Source organism: Ignavibacteriota bacterium, assembly GCA_013285405.1.
Taxonomy (GTDB): domain Bacteria; phylum Bacteroidota; class Ignavibacteria; order Ignavibacteriales; family Ignavibacteriaceae; genus IGN2.
The window spans coordinates 2,883,992-2,904,915 of sequence record CP053446.1 but is presented as its reverse complement, the minus strand read 5'-3'; the positions used below and the strand labels follow the sequence as shown (position 1 = coordinate 2,904,915).

The window sequence follows — 20,924 nt, the reverse complement described above, 5'->3', positions numbered from 1 at the left end:
TCCAATCAATAGAATTATTCTCAAATAAACGGAAAGAAATCTTCGTATTTTCGGTCAGTATTATCCAATAAAAAACCCCTCAACTACTTAAGAGTTGCAGGGGTTATAAGGAGAGAACATATGATGCATTATAGAATTCCCAACTAATGTGCCATTGATTAGCTGCATTTATAACTAAAATTTCAATGATTTTTTATCAGTCAATTTGAAAAATGATTAATAATGAGAACCTGAATTGAAATTAAAACAAAAAAAAGTTTGCAATTACATATTGGCGACACTTGATATTTAGAATTTAATTTGCTTTTTTTGTCAGCAGATAGATTATGAAAACTTTAACATTTTTTTTATACACTTTATTTTTCACTTTATTCATACTGTTTGGGTGCAGAGATATTTTTGGAGACCGTACAGAACCGGAATCTATAATACAACCACCAGAGGAAGGTTCTAATTTAATTGTAACCGAACCGATTCATGGAAAAATCTGGAATCCCGGTGATACAATAAAAATAAAGTGGGTTGCTCCTACAATAAAAAAAATTGATCTGGAACTTTATAGAAAGAGTGAATTTAAATTTGTTATAGCAAATGAGATTTCTAATACAGGTAATTACATGTGGATAATACCTTTGAACATTCCTCTCTCAAATCATTATGTCATCAAAGTTAGCAATCATAACAACGCAGATGTATTTAAATTTAGTGGAAGGTTTGGGGTACAATAATCCGCTTATGAAAGTTAGTGATGCCGGCTATCGATCTAAAAGAGTTTGAGGATTATTTATCCGAGTTTAATTCATCTCTAAAATTTGATTCTGAAAACTGTCCTATTTGCGGTATAAGTCTATCAAATAGTTTATCTATTAGTAAAGTCGCTCTGATAGAACTTCAATTTGAAAATGAGATGATTGCTGACAAAGCTATTGATCTACTTGAATCGGGGGGAATAAAGTCCAAAAAATCATCTTCAGGGAAAGAAAAAATTCTTATCCCTGAAGAGAAACTTCAAGAAGCTAAAATAATTTTGAAATCTTAGTTAATAATTCTTTTATCGAAGCAGAATCATTTTTTTAGTTGATACAAAATCTCCAGCCTTTAAAGAATAGAAATAGACTCCGCTCGACAGAGCTGAACCTTGACGGTTTGCAAACAACAAAGTATTAAACTCAAAAGAGTATTTCCCTGCTTCCTGTTCTTCATTCACGAGTGTGCTTACTTCATTCCCGAGTATATCAAAGACTTTAAGATTAACAAAAACTTTATCACCGAGAGAATACGATATTGTTGTTGAAGGATTAAATGGATTCGGATAGTTCTGCTCCAAAGCATACGTTACGGGAGAAGTAACTTCAATTTCAATTGCATCCGAATATTCAGAAGTGCCATTAAAATCAATCTGTTTCAATCTGTAACTATAATTTCCTGATGAAATGTTTTCATCAATGAATGAATACGTACGAAATTCTGTTGTCGTACCTGAGCCAGCCACAAATCCTATTTTCTCCCAGTTATTTGAAGTTTTCCTCTCCACATCAAAACCAGAATTATTAGTTTCAGTTGCTGTTGTCCAGGTTAAATTAACTTTATTGTCAGAAAAATATCCGGCAAAGGATGTCAGTTCAACGGGAACAGCAACCGTACCGCCTGAGAAGCAGACAACTTTACCATCACGAGTACCTGCTAACATTTCATAACTGAAGTTTCCATCGACAGATGGAATTTTATTCACTGAGTACATCCAATCTCCGGGAAAAGAATGAAGGTAAATCAAAGAATCACCTTTCCCGCTTATACAATAAAAATTTCCATAACGTGCTGCTGCTAAAACATCTTCGGAGCCGTCATCATTGATGTCAGGTATTGTCGCAACACCAAACTGATAGTCCATCTGCCAGGACCATAATTGGGCACCATTAGCACCACTCAAACAATTTAATCCATTGTTGGCAAAGGAAGCAATTAATACATCCGGGATCTGATCATTGTTTATGTCGTTAATCAGAGCAATTTGAATAACTCCAGCCGTTGTACCCAGCGGATATGTCCAGATGATGCTTCCATCAGATCCATTCAATCTATGAATTCTGTTAAAATATTCAGCGGCTATGATATCAGAATTTCCGTTTGGAAGAGGAAGTTCAAGCAATTCTTTGGGTTCATAAGACATCATCGGTCTTGTCCATAGTGTCTGACCATTTATTCCATTTAAAGCTCTTACTGCTAAATCAGTTGTTCCGTTGTTGCCATAAGCGATTACTACATCAGGATGATTATCTCCATTCAGGTCATCAATAGAAATAATTGTTTTTCCGAATGAAGGATTTGGACCAGGAATAGGATGTTCCCAGATTATTGTTCCGTCTCTGCCATTAAATAAAAATGCTTTTTTATAACCTGTTCCCTGTTGGTTTCCATCAGCGATTGCAAGAACATCAGCTCCGCCATCACCATTAAAATCTCTCTGGACATCAATAGCTTCAAAATCACCAAGGTCCCAATTATTATCATCGCCAAATTGCCAGAGAATCTGTCCTGTTTTTCCATTAAGAACATATACATGCTCATTGCCACCACCGATTGCAAGAACAACGTCATTAAATCCATCACCATTTAAATCATTAGCAATCTGTATTGCATCCTGAACTCCATATTCGAAGTTTGCGCCGATTGATCCTGCATTACTACTACTCATATAAGTTGTAAAAATCCAGATTGGAAAAGTGTTGCCGGAAGCAGCACCATCAAGACACATTGTCCAGTAATTTTCAGTTGAAATGATCACATCTGCAATTCCATCACCAGTAATATCGTTTATATATTTTAATCCTTCTATCCTCGGACTTGCACTGGGTGAACTAGGATGCGGCGGAACTTGAAACTGCCAGAACATATATCCATAATTATATGCACTGAAATTTCCGGTTCCCTGGATAAATATTTTTGCCAAAGGATTTGTTAAATCTGTATTTGTAATTTTTAATGTATCAAGAAAAGTCCCAATCTGTGTCGGATAGAAATATACCGTCAATTCTACTGTATCAGTAGAGAGAATCGTGAAAGGAAGCGCAGGTGAACTATAAGTATATTCAGGTAAGTTAAAGTGCAAATCTGATACTTGTAAACTTTGATCACCAACACTAATTATTTTGAATTTCCAGAAAGCAATACCTTCTTCACCAACCCAAACATTTCCAAAGTTATATGAATTAGCAGATAGTGCTATTCGCGCACCACTTAATACTCCTTGTCCAATCAGGTTAACATTATTAATTAAAGAAACGGGATCGTTGCAGTATATTTTAAGAAGACCTGAATAAAAAGCATACTGCTGTGGAGTAAAATTAACGACTACATTCTGTGAACTCCCTGCTATAATGTTTATTGGGAATGTTAATGGATTAAATGAATAACCATTTCCACTAATTGTAATCGAGTCTATTATTAGTGTTGCTGTTCCTGTATTGTAAATTGTAAGATTGTAGTTGAAAGTATTACCAACAGTTGTATTCGGAAAATTTATTGTCGTCGTTGATAAAGTTATTTCAGGGGTTCCGCTGCCAGCAAGATTATATTTAAATAATTGCCGCCCAGAAATTGCACCAACCGGTTCAGCCATTAGCCAGAAATATGTACCATCCCAGGCAAGTCCTCTTGGACTTTGCTTGATGCCAGGAGTTTCCGGAACGTGAAATGAAAAAAGTTCTGTTTCAGTATTTAGATCAATTGCATAAATTTTTTCATCATCACCCTGAAATCCATCCATAACATAAAAGAGAGTATCTCCTTTTACTGTTATTCCTTGTGGCTGAAGTCCAATTACCGAGATTGTATCAACAATCGTTCTTGCAGCAACATTTACTTTGTATAAGGCGGCTCTTGAATCGGGAGAATAAACCGAAATCCACAATCCATCACCATCCCACGCAGCACCGCCGAGATAAATGCTTGAAGAACTGAATAATTCTGCTGTTGGAATCGAGTCAATCACAATTCCGGTACTGCTGACTTTATAAAGATCACATCTTGCAGTTTTTCTTTCAACATACCAAAAATCAGTTCCGTCAAAAGCAAGACCTTGTGATTCGCGAATCCAGTTGAGATCAAAATCCAGCATATCAACCTGAACTCCGGAACTGTTTACTGCATAGATTATTCCTTTACCAACAGTAGATGAATTTGATGAGATCCAGTATTTTCCATTCGTGAACGTCATTCCATAACTGTATTCATAAAAAGTTCCTGATGGCAGGTCAACAGTTTCCAGAAGTGTTTGAGGATAAATAAGACATGACAATAAAATAAAATAGAAAAGTAAATACTTTTTCATAGTAAACCTCACGATTTTTATTTATGAAATAGTTTTAGAGTAAACTAATTCTTACGAGGATTTAGTTTTCTCCACTCTTTAATGTACTCGGCAATATTTTTTGTTGATGCGCCGGGAGTAAATAATTCACCAACACCCATTTCTTTTAACTTACTAATATCTTCTTCAGGAATAATTCCGCCTCCGGTAAGCAGTACATCATCGAGTCCTTTTTCATTCATCAAAGTTTTTATTTTAGGAAGTATTGTCATGTGAGCACCGGAAAGAATACTGATTCCTATTACATCAACATCTTCCTGGATTGCAGCTTCAACTATCATTTCGGGTGTCTGGCGTAACCCGGTGTAAATTACTTCCATTCCGGCATCTCGTAATGCTGCAGCAATCACTTTAGCACCGCGATCGTGTCCGTCCAATCCAGCTTTTGCAACAAGTACTCTTATTTTTCCATGATTAGACCGGGATGCTTTATTATCCATTGTAGATATCCTTGTATTTACTTATGAATGAACGAATTTGATTACCATATTCCTGCATTGATCCACCACCGTACGATTTGAGCGCAGGTTTTAAGGTAAAATCTTGATTGAATCTTGGAATGATATGAAAATGAAAATGAAAGACTGATTGTCCGGCAGAATTTCCATTATTCGAAATCACATTAAAACCATCGGCATTTAAACTTCGTTTAATTATTCCCGCAATGAACTGAGTTGCGTGGATTAATTTATGAAGTTCATCCTTAGGAACCGTTAAAAAATTATCATAATGATTTTTAGGTATTACCAGGGTGTGACCAAAATTAACAGGTTGAATATCCAGAAAAGCTAAGATGTTTTCATCTTCAAAAATAATTTCCGCTTCAGCTTTCTGGTTCTTAATATTACAAAAGATACATTCCATACATTCAAAAATACTGCTTATTGAATTTGAAGACAATTATAATTGCTATTTAACAAGAGAATTCTAAATATTCTTTTCGTTTGATGAATGCCCCAAAAATACCACCAGTATGCAAAAAAATAATTTTTTTGCTTTTATTTCTTCTCAACACAAGTTCATTATATGCGCAGAAAGCTTTTCCGGTATATGCCGGATCAAGTATGATTCCGGAAGCACGTGTGAATTCTGAAATACATTTTAACTTATCATTTGCAATATTTTTGTATCCTTCGGTTGAATATCCTCCAATAATTTCAAGTTGGTTTTCATCAATTTTAACCGGTAATCTAAAATCCAGAACCGCACCTGCTGCCAATTGAAGAATTCTTTTTCTGATTACATTTTCGGGAAGCAAAACATTTACAGCGTAAACTTTTAAATTAACTTTATTTAACGCTGCACCAACTAAGAGACCAGCCGCAGTTCCGCCAGAACCACAAGCTGAAAAAATACCTTCAATCTTTTTTAAATTGATTTGTTTTTTCAATTCATTTACAAAGGAAACGTAACCCCAAATTCCTAAAGTGGTAGAACCTCCCGCTGGAATTACATAAACCCGTTTACCTTTTTTAACCAACTTCATTCTTTCTTCTGTCATTATTTCATCAACATTATCGAAATCATTTTTATTCAGGTAAAAAATATCAGCACCATACATTTTATCAAGGAATAGATTTCCATCAGCAATGTTCTTTTCTTTTCCCCATAAAAATAATTTTGTTCTGATCCCTATTTTTGCTGCTGCTGAAGCAGTTGCACGAGCGTGATTTGATTGATCTCCTCCGCAAGTAAAAATATATTCAGCTTTTATTTTTTTTGCTTCAAATAGTAAGTATTCAAGTTTGCGGATTTTATTCCCTAGGAAATCTGAGCCCGTATAATCATCTCGTTTAATTAAGAATTCCCAATCCCTGAATTTTATTTTTTCAAGCGGAGTTGGAAGATGAGCTAAATTTATTTTCTGCGGTATCTTCATTTTTCTTTTTCTCTTTTCTGAAGCCATTTGTAAAAAGTCCTCGCTCGTTTCAAATCTTCCTGTGTATCAACACTGATACTTTCGAATTCAGTTTCGACAACTTTTATCCTTATTCCGTTTTCCAGCATACGAAGCTGTTCGAGCATTTCAGTTTTTTCGAGATCTGTTTGTTTCAACGATATAAATTTCAAAAGAGATTTTCTTCTGAACACATACAAACCTATATGTTTGTAATAATCAGTTATTTCAAGAGCAGCAGAATCTGAAACCGCTTTTCTTGTAAACGGAATTGGTGAGCGTGAAAAGTAGAGAGCAAAATTGTTGTAATCAAAAACTACTTTTACAATATCGGGTGATTTTAGTTCTTTAAGAGTTTTAATCTGTTTAATTAACGTTGCAACTTCAATTGATTTATCGAACAATAATGGTTCTATTGCCTGATCAATCATTTCGCCGCGGATAAATGGTTCATCACCCTGAATGTTTACTACTATATCTGCTTCTTTATAAATTTTCGCTACGAAAGCAATTCTGTCCGATCCACTTGCAATATCCTGCGGAGTTTCAATTACATCTGCACCAAATCCTCTTGCAACTGAGGCAACTTTTGCATCATCAACTGCAAGAATTACTTTCTCTAATAGTTTTGATTTTTTGGCACTTTCGTAAGTGTGCTGAATCATCGGTTTATCACCGATAGCAGCTAATGGTTTTCCCATTAATCTTGTTGAAGCAAAACGTGCTGGTATAATTCCAATAATCATTGTGAAATCTCAAATCTCAAATTACAATACACAAAGGAATCCCAAATTCCAAAATTCAAAATACAAATCGCAATTAATATCATTTTGATTTTTCTAAAATTGATGAAAATATTCTTTTCAATTCATTAGCTTCTTGAATTAATTTTTTAGCTTCATCTTCATTTGTTAAAGTATTAGTTTCATTAATCAGCTTCAAAAAATATTCACTTTCTTTTGCTTCTTTACGACTTATTTTAATTCTCATTAAGAAATCTTTTTTGCCAAGAGATTCATTCGCCTCAATATAATTTGCTCCGACAGATCCTGATGCTCTAATCAATTGTTTCTTATCTTCAAAGTTTGCAATTGATTTTGGTAAACTCTGAATAAATATCCTTACATCTTTAGCAAAATGAAATGTTCTCTCCTCGAGATCATATTTTGGTTTGGGAATTAAAGAATCGTTCATTGGGATTTGATTGTTTTTTGAAATTTGTAAATTGAGATTTCTACCAGTTGTTTGTTATTTGATTTTTGTGATTTGTAATTTGCATAAGTTATTTATGATTCTGAACAATGATTTCTCTCACCCTGTTCATCAATTCAATTTCCTGTTGACGGGTTACGTTATCACCTGTTTCAATTGGTTTATCAAAGTGAACTTTTATTGTACCCTTTTTAATTTTAAAAGTTCCTTTCTGCATAATTTTATTTGAACCAACAATTGTTGTAGGAATAATCGGATAACTTACTTGAGTTGCCAATCTGAAAGCGCCTCTTTTGAATGGTTGAATCTCACCTGTTTCGCTTCTTGTTCCTTCAGCAAACACAGTGATTGAAATATTTTGTTTCTGCATTTTCAATTTAGCTTCATCAATACTTTTCAATGCTTTCTCATAATTTTGTCTATCGATCATCACATACGGACCCATCACAAGCTGCCATCCGAAGAATGGAATTTTTGCTAATTCTTTTTTAAATATTATTGCCATTCTGTTCGGGATAGTTTTCTGCAAAACAACAATATCATATTGACTGGAATGGTTTGAAACGAAAACATAAGTTTTTTTCTTATCGAGATTTTCTAAGCCGGTAATATCTAATTTTATTCCACTTAACCAAAGAACTCCGCCAGAAAAATATTTTGATAATTTGAAATAAAGAGTGTGACTTCTGTCAATAATCGAAAATATCATTGCAAAAATTGAGCAGATGAAAGTATGGATGAATATCAAAAAAAGTTTTAGTGCAGTTAACATATCAGGAGATTAATCTATAGATTAAAATGGATTAGAATTTCGAAACGACAAAATTCAATTTCCAATTAAATATCATTTTTCGAATCTCAAATTAAATACTAATTTCCAATATTCAATCTCCGGACTTTAGATAAATATCAATATTCAAATCCCAAATCTTAGATTAAATACCAATTTCCAAAATACAATCTCCAAACAAATCTCAATATCCAAACTTCAACTAAATATCAATTTTCAAATCTCAAAAGAAGTAATCCGGAAAATATATAAACTACTATTTGTCATTTGATTTTTTGGAATTTGTGATTTGTTCTTTGGTGCTTCAAAATTGTTTTGTTATTTGTGATTTGTTATTTCAGCTTGGCACTGACGATTCTGACATTGGTGACAAGAGTTCGATCGCTTTTATCCGGTTCTTAATAGAAGGATGACTATAAAAAAACCATTCAACAAACGGATGCGGTTCTTTATCGCCAAGATTTTGATCAGTTAATTTTTCCAGAGTTCTTTTGAATGCAGAAGGATTCTTTGTTTCAATCACTGCATACTCATCAGCTTCATACTCAAATTTTCTGCTTAAAATATTGCCGAGTGGTGATTGGATAAGTCCGATCAACATTGACCAAAGTGCTAAAATAGGAATTGCTGATATCTGCGTTAAAGATTCAAACCCAAACCAGCTTAATGAGGATTCATATAAAAATGCGATTATAAATAAAGTAAGAAAACTTGATACAGTACCGATGAAAATATTTTTAATGATGTGTTTCTTTTTATAGTGACCAAGTTCGTGAGCGATTACTGTTTCGATTTCATCTTCGGAATAATTTTCAAGAAGAGTGTCGCCAAGGATTATTCTTTTTGTTTTTCCCAATCCTGTAAAAGCAGCGTTTGCCTTTTTTGTATTCTTGCTCATATTGAATTTGTAAACATTCTCTACTTTCAACTTCGCATTCAAGGCAAGCTTTTGTATTCGTTCTTTCAAACTTTCATTCTCAACCGGAGTGACTTTGTAAAATATCGGGAAGATAAGAACCGGAAAAATCTGCGATAGAACTACCGAAATAAAAAACATTATAATTGCAAACGGAAGCCACCAGAATGAGTAGAAAGTATGTAGTATGTAGTAGAAAGTAAGGAGAATTGGAACTCCAATTGCAAGTGATACAAGTAAACCTTTGAAATTTTCCCAAATCCATTTCCAAAAAGTTTGATTGGAAAGATTGTATTTATGCTCAAGATAAAAACCTGTGTAATAAGTTATTGGAAATGAAATTACCGACCCAACTATTCCAACGAATAATAAAAATGCCAGTAGAAGTAAATATTGATTTGAAAAATAGTTTGAAAGAAAATCCTCAAGTAGTTTGCTGTAACCAAGCCACACAAAAAGTAAAATTAAAATGAAGGAAATTATTCCTTCACTTATTCCTACAGCAAGCTTGATATTATTATATCTTTTAGCATTATCCACGGGAGCAAAAATAGTTATTGAATTTTAGGGAAGCAATGATATCAAGAATCAAACAGGTGTAAGACAAACGATTCCAATATTAAGTTTTTATTAAAAGTTCAGCCCAACTTTTAAATCTTTCGAAGTTTTTCCAGAGACTATCAATATCCTTTTTATTATAAACATCACCACTGTATGAAACTGAAGTTTTATGTGCAATAATTCTTTCCAGTTGAATAAATGCTTTTTTGTTTTCATCAGAGATTGGAAGTATTTCTTTTAGAAGTGTAGCTGTCTGATTATGATCTTCGCCCTGGCACTTTACTCCAGCATATTTAATTGATACGGAATCTGCATACGCGATAGCAGAATGAACGATCAATACACCGGCAGCATTCCAATATTCAAATTCAATCGCAGCTTCTGCTCCACCATAAAAACTTTCAGCCACTTTTTGATAATCCTTACACCTATCGCTATCGACTTTTTTCCTTAATGTCTTTCTACCCAATTATAAGCTCCGGTATAGACTTTCCTGAAATGACAATACCGTCTTTAATTATTTCGTTAACCGGCGGCTTCTTTAATCTGGCCTTTTTAATAAATTCCTTTCCGCTAATATAGAATGGAGACAATGAAACTCCATATTTATTAAATAAATATAAACTATGCTCAGTTATTATCTTTTCAATGTTTCTTTTCTTTATGGAGTTTTGAAAAACAATACAAAGATCAAGATCGCTTTCAACTCCAGCTTCTTTTCTAGCTGTGCTGCCAAATACAATCAAACTTATAGTTTGTTTTCCCAACTTTGCTTTTGTATCTGTATAAATTGAGGTTGTAAATTTGTTTTCTGCATTAAGTATCGGAATTATAATTTTATTTACGATATAGTGTTCGCGATTAAGAAAAAAGAAATGTTCTCTGCCGCCTCTTTGACGCGTTACAATATTAAGATTTTCAAGCGATGAGAGTGATTCAAGACAAGATGGTGCACTCATACCTGATTGTTTAGCAATTTCTCTTCCTGATAATCCTATCCTGACTTTACTGATCACCCTCAGAACTGCAATATTTGACCAGGTAGCAAATACATTGTCTAATACTTTGTGAATTATCATTTTAATTGTCCTTAAAGTTTGTAAGGTTTTCCTAACATATGTAAGTTATTCCTTACAAAAATAATCTAATATTTCTATTTTGCAATGAATGATTTGAGATATGAATTGAAAGCAGAAGCAGAACAAAACCTGCAATCCCCTCGCCTATCCCAATTGCAAGTTTGATGTTGTTGTATCTTTTAGCATTATCCACGTAAGCAAAAATAGTTATTGAATTTTAGGGAAGTAATATATTTGGTCAATCGAATATAGCTAAATGATTTTTCAAAAATATTTTACTATTTTTACAAAAAAAGGAAAACTAAATGAGGAAAGTAATAAACATCAGTATTTATAAAGGTGAAAAGTATTTAGTTGCTGAAGGGATGAATGTTCCTATTGTGACTCAGGGAAAAAATTATGATGATCTGATGGCGAATCTAAAAGAAGCAATTGAACTTTTTCTTGAAGATGAAGATTTATCAATATATGATTTTGACTCAAATCCTACTATTATAGCTAACTTTGAATTGAATAATCTCTTCTATGCCTAAATTAAAAGTCCTCAGTGGCGCCGAAGTTATAAAAATACTCAATGTATTTGGCTTCGAAATACAAAACCAAAAAGGTAGTCATGTCAAACTTAAAAAGTTCAGCGAACACAAAGAGAAGCAGACTCTAATAATCCAAATCATTCTGAAATCGATATCGGAACATTAAAATCAATCTACAGGCAAGCTATAAAATATGTCCCTGAAGAAAAACTTCACAAACACTTTTATACTGATTAAATCTTTTCAACCGCTTCGTTCTCAACCCAACCAACTTTACCGTCTGCAAGTTTTATCTTAACCCAGTTATCAATTTTATCTTCAAGATTTACTTTTAATCCTTCGTGAATAACGAAAGCATCCGTACTCCCCTGATCAGGAGAAGTTTTTACAGTTATAGATTGTTCAACAATAACTCCACCGATTACTCTTTCTTCTCTGTTAATTTTTACAATTAAAAGTGAAAGACTAATAAGCAGCACAACCAATATGCCCAATCCTGAAAAGAGAATTAGCTTCTGCTGGAAAATTGTTTTCGCAAAAAAATAAAATACTATAGAAATAAGCAGCAGTATGAAAATGAAATAAGTCAGATAAGTCCATCCATTTATTGTAAGTGAAGCAAGAATAGATTCCCACCAGTTAAAAAGGAAAAATGTCGGCAGTGGTTGGATTCTATCAACGGTACTGAGATTTGCGAACGCAAGATTATGTTTTACATCATCATCTGACGGAGATAGTTTTAATGCTCTTTCATAATTTAGAATTGCAAAACCAAGTTTACCAACCCGATAATATGAATTAGCCAGATTATAGTAAAGTGATGTTCCCTGATAGCCAGCATTAACAAGGCTGTCATAAATAATTATTGCTTTATCAAATTCACCATCTCTGTAATAGTCATTTGCTTGTTTCATTAATTCACCGACATCCTGAGCGGATGAATTAAAAATAATTCCTGACAGACTTAGAGTGATAATAACTATTATTTTTATGTTTGTACACTTAAACATATACAGTTTATGCAGCTAAAATATTTTTTTCAATATTAATGATTACTTCCGCAATTTCATCATACATATCCTGCATCGCAGCGGAATTTTCAGCACCGGGTGCAAATCTGACAAATTCACATTTTTCAGCTCCGGTTTTAAGATTACTTATCAACTCATCAGATACTTTTAATTTTCTTAAATCAGCAGAAGCTCTCTCAATTGTAAATTCAGATTTTGGAATGTGTAATTTATCTTCAAGATATCCAAACAGCGCTGTTGAAAGTTCTGTATAAAATGCTGTATGATTTTTATTCTCCATTAATTTCATTGCAGATTTCAAACGATTTTTCGCAATCTTTTGCGCTTTCTGATAACGAAGAAGAACAACATTTCCATGAAGTTTATCGTGCTTTCGTTTCCATCCGATAATCCCAACAGCAAAGATGAAAGGTAAAATGCTTGCTATCACAAATCCTGTCGAATTAAAAAAATAATCTTCTCTTTTTTCTATATCATCAAAAGAAGTTTTAATAAATCGAATATCAGTCCCAAGTTCTTTGATATCTTCCTTTCCTGCTATTTCTATTGGTGCTTGTTTATCGCCTGGTTTTATGTCGATTGAAAATGATTCAGATTTTAAAGTCACGTATTTCTTTGTGTCAGGATTGAAATATGAAAATTCAACAGGAGGTATCTCTCTTATTCCAACGACGCGAGGTACCAATAAATATTCAGCAGATTTACTCCCGGAAATCGTACCACTTCGATTTATTTGCTCATTTACTTTTGGTTCATACTTTTCGAATCCATTTGGAAGTTTAACTTCAGGCAATTCAAGAAGTTTGATATTTCCTGTGCCTGAAATATCAATTTTTAATGTTATCGGTTCATTCGATTTTACAGTTGTAGTATTTAGCTTCGCATCAAAATTAAAATCACCAACAGCACCTTTGAATGAATCCGGTTGACCAGTTGGAAGTGGATCAACCTGAATTTTCACAACATTTGACTTCGCATCATATTCGTAAATCTCCGATCTTCCGAAAGGATCTCCAAAAAAATCATCCCAGATACTTTTTCCGTTTCTTTGTTTCTGGATTTGAATCGGCACTGTTAATTCAAGCGGAGTAACTTCAAGCGTACCTGTTTGTGTTGGAAACAGTGCGACTCTTTTTAACACACCTACACGAAATTGTTTACCATTAATAACTTCAGTTGAAAAATTTATATTATTGGAAGTCTCTAATTCTTCTGCCCAGAAATTCTGATATTGAGGAAGTTTATTCACACCCATTTGTGAAGCAATACTCAGGCGTGTGTATAACTTATATACAATTGTGATTTGTTCTCCTTTGAAAGCTCTTGTTTTATCAACATTCGCACGGATGTAAAGGTTTTTTGAAATTTCAGAATCAGAGATTTGCGAGTCATTATTTTGCTGCTGCTTTGGTTTATTCTGTCCTTTAACAACTGATATTTTAATCGGTTCGGATTTATAAGTGTTACCGTCCTGCATTATGCTTGCAGAACCAATTGTAAAATTACCGAGACTTTTTGGCTGAACTACAAAAGTATAGCTCAATTGAGCTGATTGAGCACCATTAATGATCTGAATACTTGTTGATTGATTTGGTCCGGAAAGGATCAAAAAGTTTTCGAATGAAGGTGGTGAAAACTTTGAAAGATTATTAATGCTCTTTCCTGAAAAAGTAAACGTTACCTGGAATCTTTCATTATCAGCTACAGTTGTTTCATTAACCGATGCAGATAATTCCTGTGCGATAACTGTCACAGTTATTGATAAAAATAAAATAATGTATACTAGAATCTTTCTCATAGATTATTTGACTCTGAAGTAATAAATCCTAAATTTCAATCAACAAAAATCAAATACAATTTGATAATTGGTTCTTAATTTTTTGTAATTTGGGATTTGTCAACTGGTGCTTCACTAAATCACCAATCTTTCTCAGTTTTTACCTTTTGACCTTTTACTTTTCTCAACTGTTTCTGCAAATCTTTCTCGTTTTCTTTTAAAGCATTAAGAATTTTCTCAGCTTCTTTTTTTGTCAGTTCCTGTTCTTTCTGCTGCTGCGATTGCTGCTGTTGTTGCTGATCCTGATTTTGCTGCTGCTGATCTTTGTTTTGCTGATCTTTATTCTGCTGTTGATCTTGTTTCTGCTGATCCTGGTTTTGCTGCTGATCTTTATTTTGATTTTTGTTTTGATCCTGATTCTTATCGTTTTTCTGCTGCTGATTTTGCTGGTTTTTTAACATTTCCAATGCATAAGAAAGATTATACTTCGTTTCCTGATCATCAGGATTAAGTTTCAGTGATTCCTTGTAAGCCCCGATGCTTTCCTTAATTTTTTGTGATTTAAGCAAAGAGTTACCAATGTTATGAAATATTTTTGCGCGCTGCTTGTCATTTTTTGTGTTCACAAGCGCAGATTGGAACGACTTGATCGCATCATCGTATCTTTCCTGCTTGTAATAAGCATCACCAAGATTGAACTTCGCTTCAAAACTTTCCGGAGATTTCTCAGTTCCTTTTTTGAAATTAACTTCTGCATCAGCAAATTTTTTTTCTTTGTATAAATCAACTCCATCATTTACCAAACCTCTGGTTGATTGTGCATTAATTTGAATGCCACTAAATAAAATTATAAAACTAATTAAAACTAAAAATGATGATATGCTGTCATTGCGAGAAATGAAAGGACGAATCAATCTCAGCTTTAAATCCGATAAATCAGATTGCTTCTTCTGACTTTCGTCAGAATCGTAATGACATTTTAATAATTCATATTTCATTGTTCCAATCCTAACTTTTTATTTATTCTTGCGTACAATGGTGACTTCTTATCCGAAACAAATAATTCTAAAAGTAACAGAATCAAAGCCGGAATAATAAAATAATAGAAACGATCCTCGTAATCAGTTACTTTTTTTACCCCAAACTCTGTTTGTTCAAGTTCAGAAAGTTCAGTGTAAATTTTATCAAGATAGTCTTCATAATTATTCCCGCGATAATATTTGCCTTTTCCATCGTTGGCAATTTTTTTCAAAATTGCTTCATCAAGTCTGGTAAGTACTGTATTGCCATTGCCATCTTTCTTAAATCCGACTAACTGATTTCTGTTATTGTAAACTGGAATAGGAACTCCATCCTGCGATCCGAGTCCGATAGTATAAATTTTAATATCTCGATCAACTGCATTCTCAACAGCTTTTTCAACATCACCTTCGTGATCTTCACCATCGGTAATAGCAATTATAACTTTTTGTGTGCTTAGAGTATCGAAAGATGCTGTTGCAAGATTAATCGCTGATGCGATAGCTGTTCCCTGAGAAGGGACAGAATTCACATCAACCGCTGAAAGAAAAAGATTCGCAGCAGAGTAATCAGTTGTTAATGGAATCTGAACATAAGCCTGACCCGCAAAAATTATTAATCCAATTCTATCACCGCGAAGTTTATTTATCAGATTTGAAATTTGATACTTTGCTTTTTCAAGTCTGTTTGGTTTTATATCCTCAGCCATCATACTATTTGAAACATCAAGTAAAATAAAAACATCAATACCGGTTTGTTTCACCTCCTGCATTTTTGTTCCTACCTGAGGATTAGCCGCTGCAAATATCAGGCAAGCCAATGCGAGAAGAATCAGAACAAATTTCGTCCAATGTTTTAAATTACTATCTGTAGGAAGTAAAGTTTTGTGTAATTCTTTATCAGCAAAATTCTGCAGAAGTTTTGTTCTTCTTCTTCCGAGATACCAGAAAACTGCGATCAGAATCGGAAGAAGGTAAAGTAAATTTAAATATTCAGGATTTGCAAATCGAAACATAAATCGTCATTTTAATTTTTCATTTAATTCAGTTTATCACTATTAAAATTATTTTCGTATTAACCAAAGTATGAGTGCATGAATGCATGGTTGCATGGTTGCATGGTTGCGTGGTTGCATGGTTGCATGGTTGTATGGATGCATGATTAAATGACTATGATTCATATTTTTCAATTAATTCTCTGATTATGTAATCGTTCTTCCAATTGTTCTTATCTAATTTTTCGATCATTGTTTTGTTAAATTGAATCAATTTATTCTCCAATGAATAATGCTTTTTATCATATGCATCAAACCATTCTTTTTCAATATCTCCTGCTGAATGTAATGCAATAATTTGTGAATAATTTTCTGCAAGTGAAGAAAGAGATACATTTATAAACTGAATGTTTTCTTTCAAAGACCTTCTACTATATCCTTCTGCAATATTGGAATGTACAGAGAATATCGAATCTTCAATTTGTGCCTTTACTTTGTATGGAACAGCATCAAGAGATCTGATTTTTTTTGTAACAAAAACATATAATTCCACTGCTTCTTTCCAAACCTCAAGTTTTCGAAAGCCTCTATTTATATTTTTATTTCTATTTAAAAGTTCTTCATCCATTTTATAGTTTTTAATTAGATTTCTTTTCTCTAATCTATCATACATTCATACAGCCATGCAATCATGCATGCGTAAGAACGCTCTTCTCACGGTAATTTGCGTAAGATTGTTCTCGACAATCCAAGCTCAACCAGAAGAAGCAATAATCCTCCCCAAAGCCAGCTATGATATTTTTCACTTGCATTTTTGTAAGAAGTAATTTCGATTTTAGTTTTTTCCATCTTATCTATTTTTTCATAAATCTCTTCGAGCGCACGATTATTTGTTGCCCGGAAGTATTCACCACCCGTGATGCCGGCTATCTCTTTCAAAAGGGTTTCATCAATTTCAACGGGCACCATTTGATACCTCGTACCAAAAGGAGTTTGAACCGGATATGGAGCCTCACCTCTTGTTCCAACACCAATAGTATAAATTCTGATTCCAAATGCTTTGGCGATTTCTGCAGCACTTCGCGGATCAACTTCACCAGCATTATTAACTCCATCTGTCAGCAAAATTATAATTCTGCTTTTGGCATTACTTTCCTTTAACCTATTTACTCCGTTAGCAATTCCATTACCAATTGCAGTTCCGTCTTCAATCATTCCGGTTCGTATATCGTGGAGCAGATTTCTCAAAACGCTATAATCAATTGTCAACGGACATTGTGTGAATGCTTCTCTTGAAAAAATCACCAAACCAATTCTGTCCGAAGTTCTTCCCTGAATAAAGTTATCAATTACGTCCTTTGCAGCTTCCAAACGGTTTGGTTTGAAATCCTCGGCAAGCATACTTCCTGAAATATCCAGAACCATTGCAATGTCAATTCCTTCAGTAGTTACATTTTCACCTGAAGAAAAACTTTGTGGACGGGCAAGTGCAACTATTAATAAACCTATTGCAATTAGTCTTAAAGCAAAAGGAATATGTCTTAATTTTTCCCGAATTGTAAAAGGAACATCTTTAAATATTTTTAGTGATGAGTATTTGACAGATGATTGTACTTTCATTCCTCTCAACCAATACCACACAATCACAAACGGTATGATTAAAAGAAAGTAAAGAACCCATGGATAAGCAAAAGTAATTCCGTTAAACATTTTTTATCTCTTCCTCTACCACTACAGTTTCTTTTGGAATTGTCTGAGTAATAATCTCCTTCGCTTGTTTCATCATCGTTTCATTAACCGAAGGCAGCGGCTGGAATTTTGCGAACTTTACAAGGTCAGCATTATTTAAAAACTCGTTTGTGATTACGAGAATATTTTCTGCCGAATGTACCATTTTTAGTTTTTGCATCTGCTCAGAAGTTGTTAATTCCATTGCGGGAAGTTTATAACGTTCTTCAAAATATCCTCGAACTATCCCGGTGATATTTGAATGATATTCCTTTACTCGTCCTTTCTGCCATAATTGCTCTCTTTCAAGATTATCCAATGCTGTCAGTGCCCTGACATGCGCTGGAATTCTTATTATCTTTTTAATTACAGGCTGTTCAGTTTTTTTCTTTTTGTATTTTCTGTAAAAATAGAAAGCAAGAGCTGATACAATTATTACAATTAAAATAATCAGTAATAAAATTTTCCAATCAAGCGGTATTGTTAATGGTTCTTTAACATCTTTAATTTCTGCCTGCTTATCAACTGGAAGCGTACGAACAGTAAATATTACAGGATTTGACAACACAGATTTAACATCATTACTTCCTTTAATTTTGTATTGAACTGCAATAGGTGGAATGGTCACAACAGCAGAATCGTAAAATGAAATAACGTAGCCAAAAGTTGATGAGTTAATTTTATCAACTTCTTTTTTTTCCGAAGGAATTTCTTCTATAATCTCAACGTGCTTGAGTGAATCTCTGAAAAATGGATTGATTATTTCAATACCTTTATCCGCTCTTATTTCCAGAGTATAATTGATATAATCTCCAACAAGGTAATCACTGGAATCAACCGAAGCGAGAACGGAAATTGATTGACAAAATATCTTTACAGCGAGGAAAAATGAAAGAATAAATAATTTCAACAGAACTTTTACCATCTTCTCTCGCGCATTCTGAAAAAATTTATCAGTGGAACAATGTAATTCTCACCAGCCTGAACATAAACACTATCTAACCTGCTCGCAATAAATAATGATCTTCGTTTTGATTGTATCTCGTCTCTTCTTCTGGTTAAAGCTTTTTGAACGCGAGCACTGCTGGTATCAATCCAGCGTTCTTCATTTGTTTCTGCATCCGTTAATTTTATCAATCCAATTTCAGGCATTTCAGATTCTCGTCTGTCATCTAAAACTATTCCAATCAAATCATGTTTTTTCCCAACAACACGGAGGATTTTTTCATATCCATCATCCATAAAATCTGACAGCAGAAAAACGATCGATCTCTTTTTAATCGCTCCATTCATAAATTCAAGTGCAGAACGCAGGCTCGTTTTTTTCCCTTCAGGTTCGAATGAAAGAACATCACGAACTATTCTTAGTACGTGAGAGTTACCTTTTCTCGGAGGAACGAATTTTTCAACTTTATCTGTGAAAAGAATCAATCCTACTTTATCATTATTTTTCAAAGCTGAGAAAGCAAGAATTGCACTAAGTTCCGCTGCAACACGTTGCTTTGTTTTTGAAAGTGAACCAAACATCTGTGAACCGCTGAGATCAACCAATAAAATTACAGTTAGTTCTCTTTCTTCCTCAAATATTTTCACGAATGGATGACCAAACCTTGCTGTAACATTCCAATCAATATTTCGTATGTCATCTCCAAACTGATATTCACGAACTTCAGAGAATTCCATTCCTCTTCCTTTAAACACAGAATGATATTCGCCGGAAAAGACCTGATTGACAAGTCCTTTAGTCCGGATTTCAATTTGTCTAACTTGTTTTAATATTTCTTTAGTTAGCATTTGATCTCATTTCGTTTATCTCACTAATACTAAATATGAAATATTTCCATCGCTCATCTTCCATTTTCCATTTTACATTTCCCATCATACATCTTCCATTTTCCATTTTACATTTTCCTTCATACATTTTCCATTCTTACGGTACTTCAACTTTATTTAAAATCTCACTTATAATTTTTTCAGAAGTGATTTCTTCTGCTTCAGCTTCATAAGTAACAGCAACTCTGTGTCTCATTACATCATAACAAATAGCTCTGACATCTTCAGGAATTACATAACCTCTTCGTTTAATAAATGCCATCGCTTTAGCACCAAGCGCAAGATTTATTGACGCTCTTGGTGAAGCACCATAACTAATTAAATCAGTTAACTTATCAAGACCAAATTCTTTTGGTTTGCGAGTTGCAAAAACAATATCAAGAATATATTTCTCAATTTTTTCATCAATATAAACTTCGTGGATAAGCTGTCTGCCTTTAATAATATCAGATGGTGAAACAACAGGATTCGGTGTTCCAATTGTTTCATTAATATTGTGTCTCATTATTTCAAGTTCATCTTTTCTGTTTGGATAAGTGATTTTCACTTTCAGCATAAACCTGTCAATCTGTGCTTCAGGCAGCGGATATGTTCCTTCTTGTTCAATTGGATTTTGAGTTGCAAGTACAAGAAATGGTTCATCAAGTTTAAAAGTCTGCTCACCAATTGTTACCTGTCTTTCCTGCATCGCTTCAAGAAGCGCACTCTGAACTTTAGCGGGCGCACGGTTTATTTCATCAGCAAGAATAAAATTTGAGAAAACAGGTCCTTTGCGTATGAAGAAATTTCCATCACGCTGATTATAAATTTGTGTACCTATCAAGTCTGCTGGCAGCAGGTCAGGAGTGAATTGGATTCTCTGAAATTTTGCTTTCATCGCTGCTGCAAGTGTTTTGATTGCAAGAGTTTTTGCAAGTCCGGGAACACCTTCGAGCAGAATGTGTCCATTGCCTAATAATCCCACAACAAGTCGTTCCACCATCTCCTTTTGACCAACGATTACTTTCCCGATTTCAGAAAAAAGCAAATCAATAAAAGCACTTTCCTGTTTTATTTTTTCGTTTAACTGTGCAATATCCACTGTAAACCTCTTTTAATAGTTAAAAACTTTAATAAATTTTTGGAATATAAAATAAGATTAGACGGCTGCAAACTTATATATGTTGCGTTTTTTAATCAAGAAA

22 protein-coding genes and 1 pseudogene are annotated in these 20,924 nt (G+C 33.7%); 4 read left to right on the top strand and 19 right to left on the bottom strand.

The window, feature by feature from the left end; all coding sequences use genetic code 11:
- Nucleotides 1-326: 326 nt before the first annotated feature.
- Both HND39_12675 and HND39_12670 read left to right on the top strand, forming a co-directional pair.
- Nucleotides 327-728 carry a hypothetical protein gene (locus HND39_12675; protein QKJ97066.1) on the top strand — a complete coding sequence of 134 codons (402 nt, stop codon included), beginning with the start codon at nucleotides 327-329 and terminating at the stop codon, nucleotides 726-728.
- A gap of 20 nt (nucleotides 729-748) precedes the next feature.
- Nucleotides 749-1,039 carry a hypothetical protein gene (locus tag HND39_12670; protein ID QKJ97065.1) on the top strand — a complete coding sequence of 97 codons (291 nt, stop codon included), beginning with the start codon at nucleotides 749-751 and terminating at the stop codon, nucleotides 1,037-1,039.
- Between the two features lie 12 nt (nucleotides 1,040-1,051).
- Here HND39_12670 and HND39_12665 read toward each other — a convergent pair whose 3' ends face one another.
- The 10 genes from HND39_12665 to HND39_12620 form a co-directional block, all read right to left on the bottom strand.
- Nucleotides 1,052-4,330, bottom strand: coding sequence for a choice-of-anchor D domain-containing protein (locus HND39_12665; GenBank protein ID QKJ97064.1), 3,279 nt, complete (start codon nucleotides 4,328-4,330; stop codon nucleotides 1,052-1,054).
- A gap of 44 nt (nucleotides 4,331-4,374) precedes the next feature.
- Nucleotides 4,375-4,809, bottom strand: coding sequence for a cobalamin B12-binding domain-containing protein (locus HND39_12660; protein ID QKJ97063.1), 435 nt, complete (start codon nucleotides 4,807-4,809; stop codon nucleotides 4,375-4,377).
- Nucleotides 4,802-5,269, bottom strand: a complete 468-nt coding sequence (locus tag HND39_12655) for an HIT family protein (protein QKJ97062.1) — start codon at nucleotides 5,267-5,269, stop codon at nucleotides 4,802-4,804. Before HND39_12655 ends, HND39_12660 begins: the two co-directional genes overlap by 8 nt.
- Nucleotides 5,270-5,282: 13 nt before the next feature.
- Nucleotides 5,283-6,275 (bottom strand): pyridoxal-phosphate dependent enzyme, encoded by a 993-nt coding sequence (locus HND39_12650; protein QKJ97061.1) that lies wholly within the window; start codon nucleotides 6,273-6,275, stop codon nucleotides 5,283-5,285.
- Nucleotides 6,245-7,012, bottom strand: a complete 768-nt coding sequence (gene kdsB, locus HND39_12645) for a 3-deoxy-manno-octulosonate cytidylyltransferase (protein QKJ97060.1) — start codon at nucleotides 7,010-7,012, stop codon at nucleotides 6,245-6,247. Before kdsB ends, HND39_12650 begins: the two co-directional genes overlap by 31 nt.
- Nucleotides 7,013-7,091: 79 nt before the next feature.
- Entirely contained in the window at nucleotides 7,092-7,460 is a 369-nt protein-coding gene (locus HND39_12640; protein QKJ97059.1) for a four helix bundle protein, read from the bottom strand.
- 88 nt (nucleotides 7,461-7,548) lie between these two features.
- Nucleotides 7,549-8,250, bottom strand: coding sequence for a 1-acyl-sn-glycerol-3-phosphate acyltransferase (locus tag HND39_12635; protein QKJ97058.1), 702 nt, complete (start codon nucleotides 8,248-8,250; stop codon nucleotides 7,549-7,551).
- A 355-nt stretch (nucleotides 8,251-8,605) separates the two neighbouring features.
- On the bottom strand, nucleotides 8,606-9,724 hold the full coding sequence (locus HND39_12630; GenBank protein QKJ97057.1) for a M48 family metallopeptidase: 1,119 nt from the start codon (nucleotides 9,722-9,724) through the stop codon (nucleotides 8,606-8,608).
- A 79-nt stretch (nucleotides 9,725-9,803) separates the two neighbouring features.
- Nucleotides 9,804-10,214, bottom strand: coding sequence for a hypothetical protein (locus tag HND39_12625; GenBank protein QKJ97056.1), 411 nt, complete (start codon nucleotides 10,212-10,214; stop codon nucleotides 9,804-9,806).
- Nucleotides 10,207-10,824: a hypothetical protein gene (locus tag HND39_12620; GenBank protein QKJ97055.1), complete on the bottom strand. Its 618-nt coding sequence runs from the start codon at nucleotides 10,822-10,824 to the stop codon at nucleotides 10,207-10,209. The genes HND39_12625 and HND39_12620 overlap by 8 nt, the downstream gene beginning before the upstream one ends.
- Before the next feature lie 305 nt (nucleotides 10,825-11,129).
- Here HND39_12620 and HND39_12615 point away from each other — a divergent pair, with 305 nt between their 5' ends.
- Both HND39_12615 and HND39_12610 read left to right on the top strand, forming a co-directional pair.
- Complete coding sequence (locus tag HND39_12615) at nucleotides 11,130-11,357, top strand: type II toxin-antitoxin system HicB family antitoxin (GenBank protein ID QKJ97054.1); 228 nt, start codon at nucleotides 11,130-11,132, stop codon at nucleotides 11,355-11,357.
- Nucleotides 11,350-11,594, top strand: a pseudogene (locus HND39_12610) (type II toxin-antitoxin system HicA family toxin). Before HND39_12615 ends, HND39_12610 begins: the two are co-directional and overlap by 8 nt.
- Here HND39_12610 and HND39_12605 read toward each other — a convergent pair.
- From HND39_12605 to HND39_12565, 9 genes are all read right to left on the bottom strand, one after another.
- Nucleotides 11,591-12,367, bottom strand: coding sequence for a tetratricopeptide repeat protein (locus HND39_12605; protein ID QKJ97053.1), 777 nt, complete (start codon nucleotides 12,365-12,367; stop codon nucleotides 11,591-11,593). The pseudogene HND39_12610 and the gene HND39_12605 overlap by 4 nt on opposite strands.
- A gap of 7 nt (nucleotides 12,368-12,374) precedes the next feature.
- Nucleotides 12,375-14,186 carry a protein BatD gene (locus HND39_12600; protein ID QKJ97052.1) on the bottom strand — a complete coding sequence of 604 codons (1,812 nt, stop codon included), beginning with the start codon at nucleotides 14,184-14,186 and terminating at the stop codon, nucleotides 12,375-12,377.
- A gap of 119 nt (nucleotides 14,187-14,305) precedes the next feature.
- Complete coding sequence (locus HND39_12595) at nucleotides 14,306-15,163, bottom strand: tetratricopeptide repeat protein (GenBank protein ID QKJ97051.1); 858 nt, start codon at nucleotides 15,161-15,163, stop codon at nucleotides 14,306-14,308.
- On the bottom strand, nucleotides 15,160-16,200 hold the full coding sequence (locus tag HND39_12590; GenBank protein ID QKJ97050.1) for a VWA domain-containing protein: 1,041 nt from the start codon (nucleotides 16,198-16,200) through the stop codon (nucleotides 15,160-15,162). The genes HND39_12595 and HND39_12590 overlap by 4 nt, the downstream gene beginning before the upstream one ends.
- A gap of 154 nt (nucleotides 16,201-16,354) precedes the next feature.
- Nucleotides 16,355-16,807 carry a four helix bundle protein gene (locus HND39_12585; protein ID QKJ97049.1) on the bottom strand — a complete coding sequence of 151 codons (453 nt, stop codon included), beginning with the start codon at nucleotides 16,805-16,807 and terminating at the stop codon, nucleotides 16,355-16,357.
- Nucleotides 16,808-16,893: 86 nt separating this feature from the next.
- Nucleotides 16,894-17,877: a VWA domain-containing protein gene (locus tag HND39_12580; GenBank protein ID QKJ97998.1), complete on the bottom strand. Its 984-nt coding sequence runs from the start codon at nucleotides 17,875-17,877 to the stop codon at nucleotides 16,894-16,896.
- Nucleotides 17,878-17,881: 4 nt separating this feature from the next.
- The gene (locus HND39_12575) at nucleotides 17,882-18,832 is read right to left on the bottom strand and encodes a hypothetical protein (protein ID QKJ97048.1); all 951 of its coding nucleotides are present in this window, start codon (nucleotides 18,830-18,832) and stop codon (nucleotides 17,882-17,884) included.
- Nucleotides 18,826-19,701, bottom strand: coding sequence for a DUF58 domain-containing protein (locus tag HND39_12570; GenBank protein QKJ97047.1), 876 nt, complete (start codon nucleotides 19,699-19,701; stop codon nucleotides 18,826-18,828). The genes HND39_12575 and HND39_12570 overlap by 7 nt, the downstream gene beginning before the upstream one ends.
- A 136-nt stretch (nucleotides 19,702-19,837) precedes the next feature.
- A complete protein-coding gene (locus HND39_12565) occupies nucleotides 19,838-20,821 on the bottom strand; it encodes a MoxR family ATPase (GenBank protein ID QKJ97046.1) in 984 nt (327 codons plus the stop codon).
- Between the last annotated feature and the right edge of the window lie 103 nt (nucleotides 20,822-20,924).

Excerpts from the sequence above, each read along its gene's own strand:
- HND39_12675 (QKJ97066.1), top strand. The coding sequence starts at position 327 with ATGAAAACTTTAACATTTTTTTTATACACTTTATTTTTCACTTTATTC.
- HND39_12670 (QKJ97065.1), top strand. The coding sequence starts at position 749 with ATGCCGGCTATCGATCTAAAAGAGTTTGAGGATTATTTATCCGAGTTT.
- HND39_12665 (QKJ97064.1), bottom strand. The coding sequence starts at position 4,330 with ATGAAAAAGTATTTACTTTTCTATTTTATTTTATTGTCATGTCTTATT.
- HND39_12660 (QKJ97063.1), bottom strand. The coding sequence starts at position 4,809 with ATGGATAATAAAGCATCCCGGTCTAATCATGGAAAAATAAGAGTACTT.
- HND39_12650 (QKJ97061.1), bottom strand. The coding sequence starts at position 6,275 with ATGGCTTCAGAAAAGAGAAAAAGAAAAATGAAGATACCGCAGAAAATA.
- kdsB (QKJ97060.1), bottom strand. The coding sequence starts at position 7,012 with ATGATTATTGGAATTATACCAGCACGTTTTGCTTCAACAAGATTAATG.
- HND39_12640 (QKJ97059.1), bottom strand. The coding sequence starts at position 7,460 with ATGAACGATTCTTTAATTCCCAAACCAAAATATGATCTCGAGGAGAGA.
- HND39_12635 (QKJ97058.1), bottom strand. The coding sequence starts at position 8,250 with ATGTTAACTGCACTAAAACTTTTTTTGATATTCATCCATACTTTCATC.
- HND39_12620 (QKJ97055.1), bottom strand. The coding sequence starts at position 10,824 with ATGATAATTCACAAAGTATTAGACAATGTATTTGCTACCTGGTCAAAT.
- HND39_12615 (QKJ97054.1), top strand. The coding sequence starts at position 11,130 with ATGAGGAAAGTAATAAACATCAGTATTTATAAAGGTGAAAAGTATTTA.
- HND39_12605 (QKJ97053.1), bottom strand. The coding sequence starts at position 12,367 with ATGTTTAAGTGTACAAACATAAAAATAATAGTTATTATCACTCTAAGT.
- HND39_12600 (QKJ97052.1), bottom strand. The coding sequence starts at position 14,186 with ATGAGAAAGATTCTAGTATACATTATTTTATTTTTATCAATAACTGTG.
- HND39_12595 (QKJ97051.1), bottom strand. The coding sequence starts at position 15,163 with ATGAAATATGAATTATTAAAATGTCATTACGATTCTGACGAAAGTCAG.
- HND39_12590 (QKJ97050.1), bottom strand. The coding sequence starts at position 16,200 with ATGTTTCGATTTGCAAATCCTGAATATTTAAATTTACTTTACCTTCTT.
- HND39_12585 (QKJ97049.1), bottom strand. The coding sequence starts at position 16,807 with ATGGATGAAGAACTTTTAAATAGAAATAAAAATATAAATAGAGGCTTT.
- HND39_12575 (QKJ97048.1), bottom strand. The coding sequence starts at position 18,832 with ATGGTAAAAGTTCTGTTGAAATTATTTATTCTTTCATTTTTCCTCGCT.
- HND39_12570 (QKJ97047.1), bottom strand. The coding sequence starts at position 19,701 with ATGCTAACTAAAGAAATATTAAAACAAGTTAGACAAATTGAAATCCGG.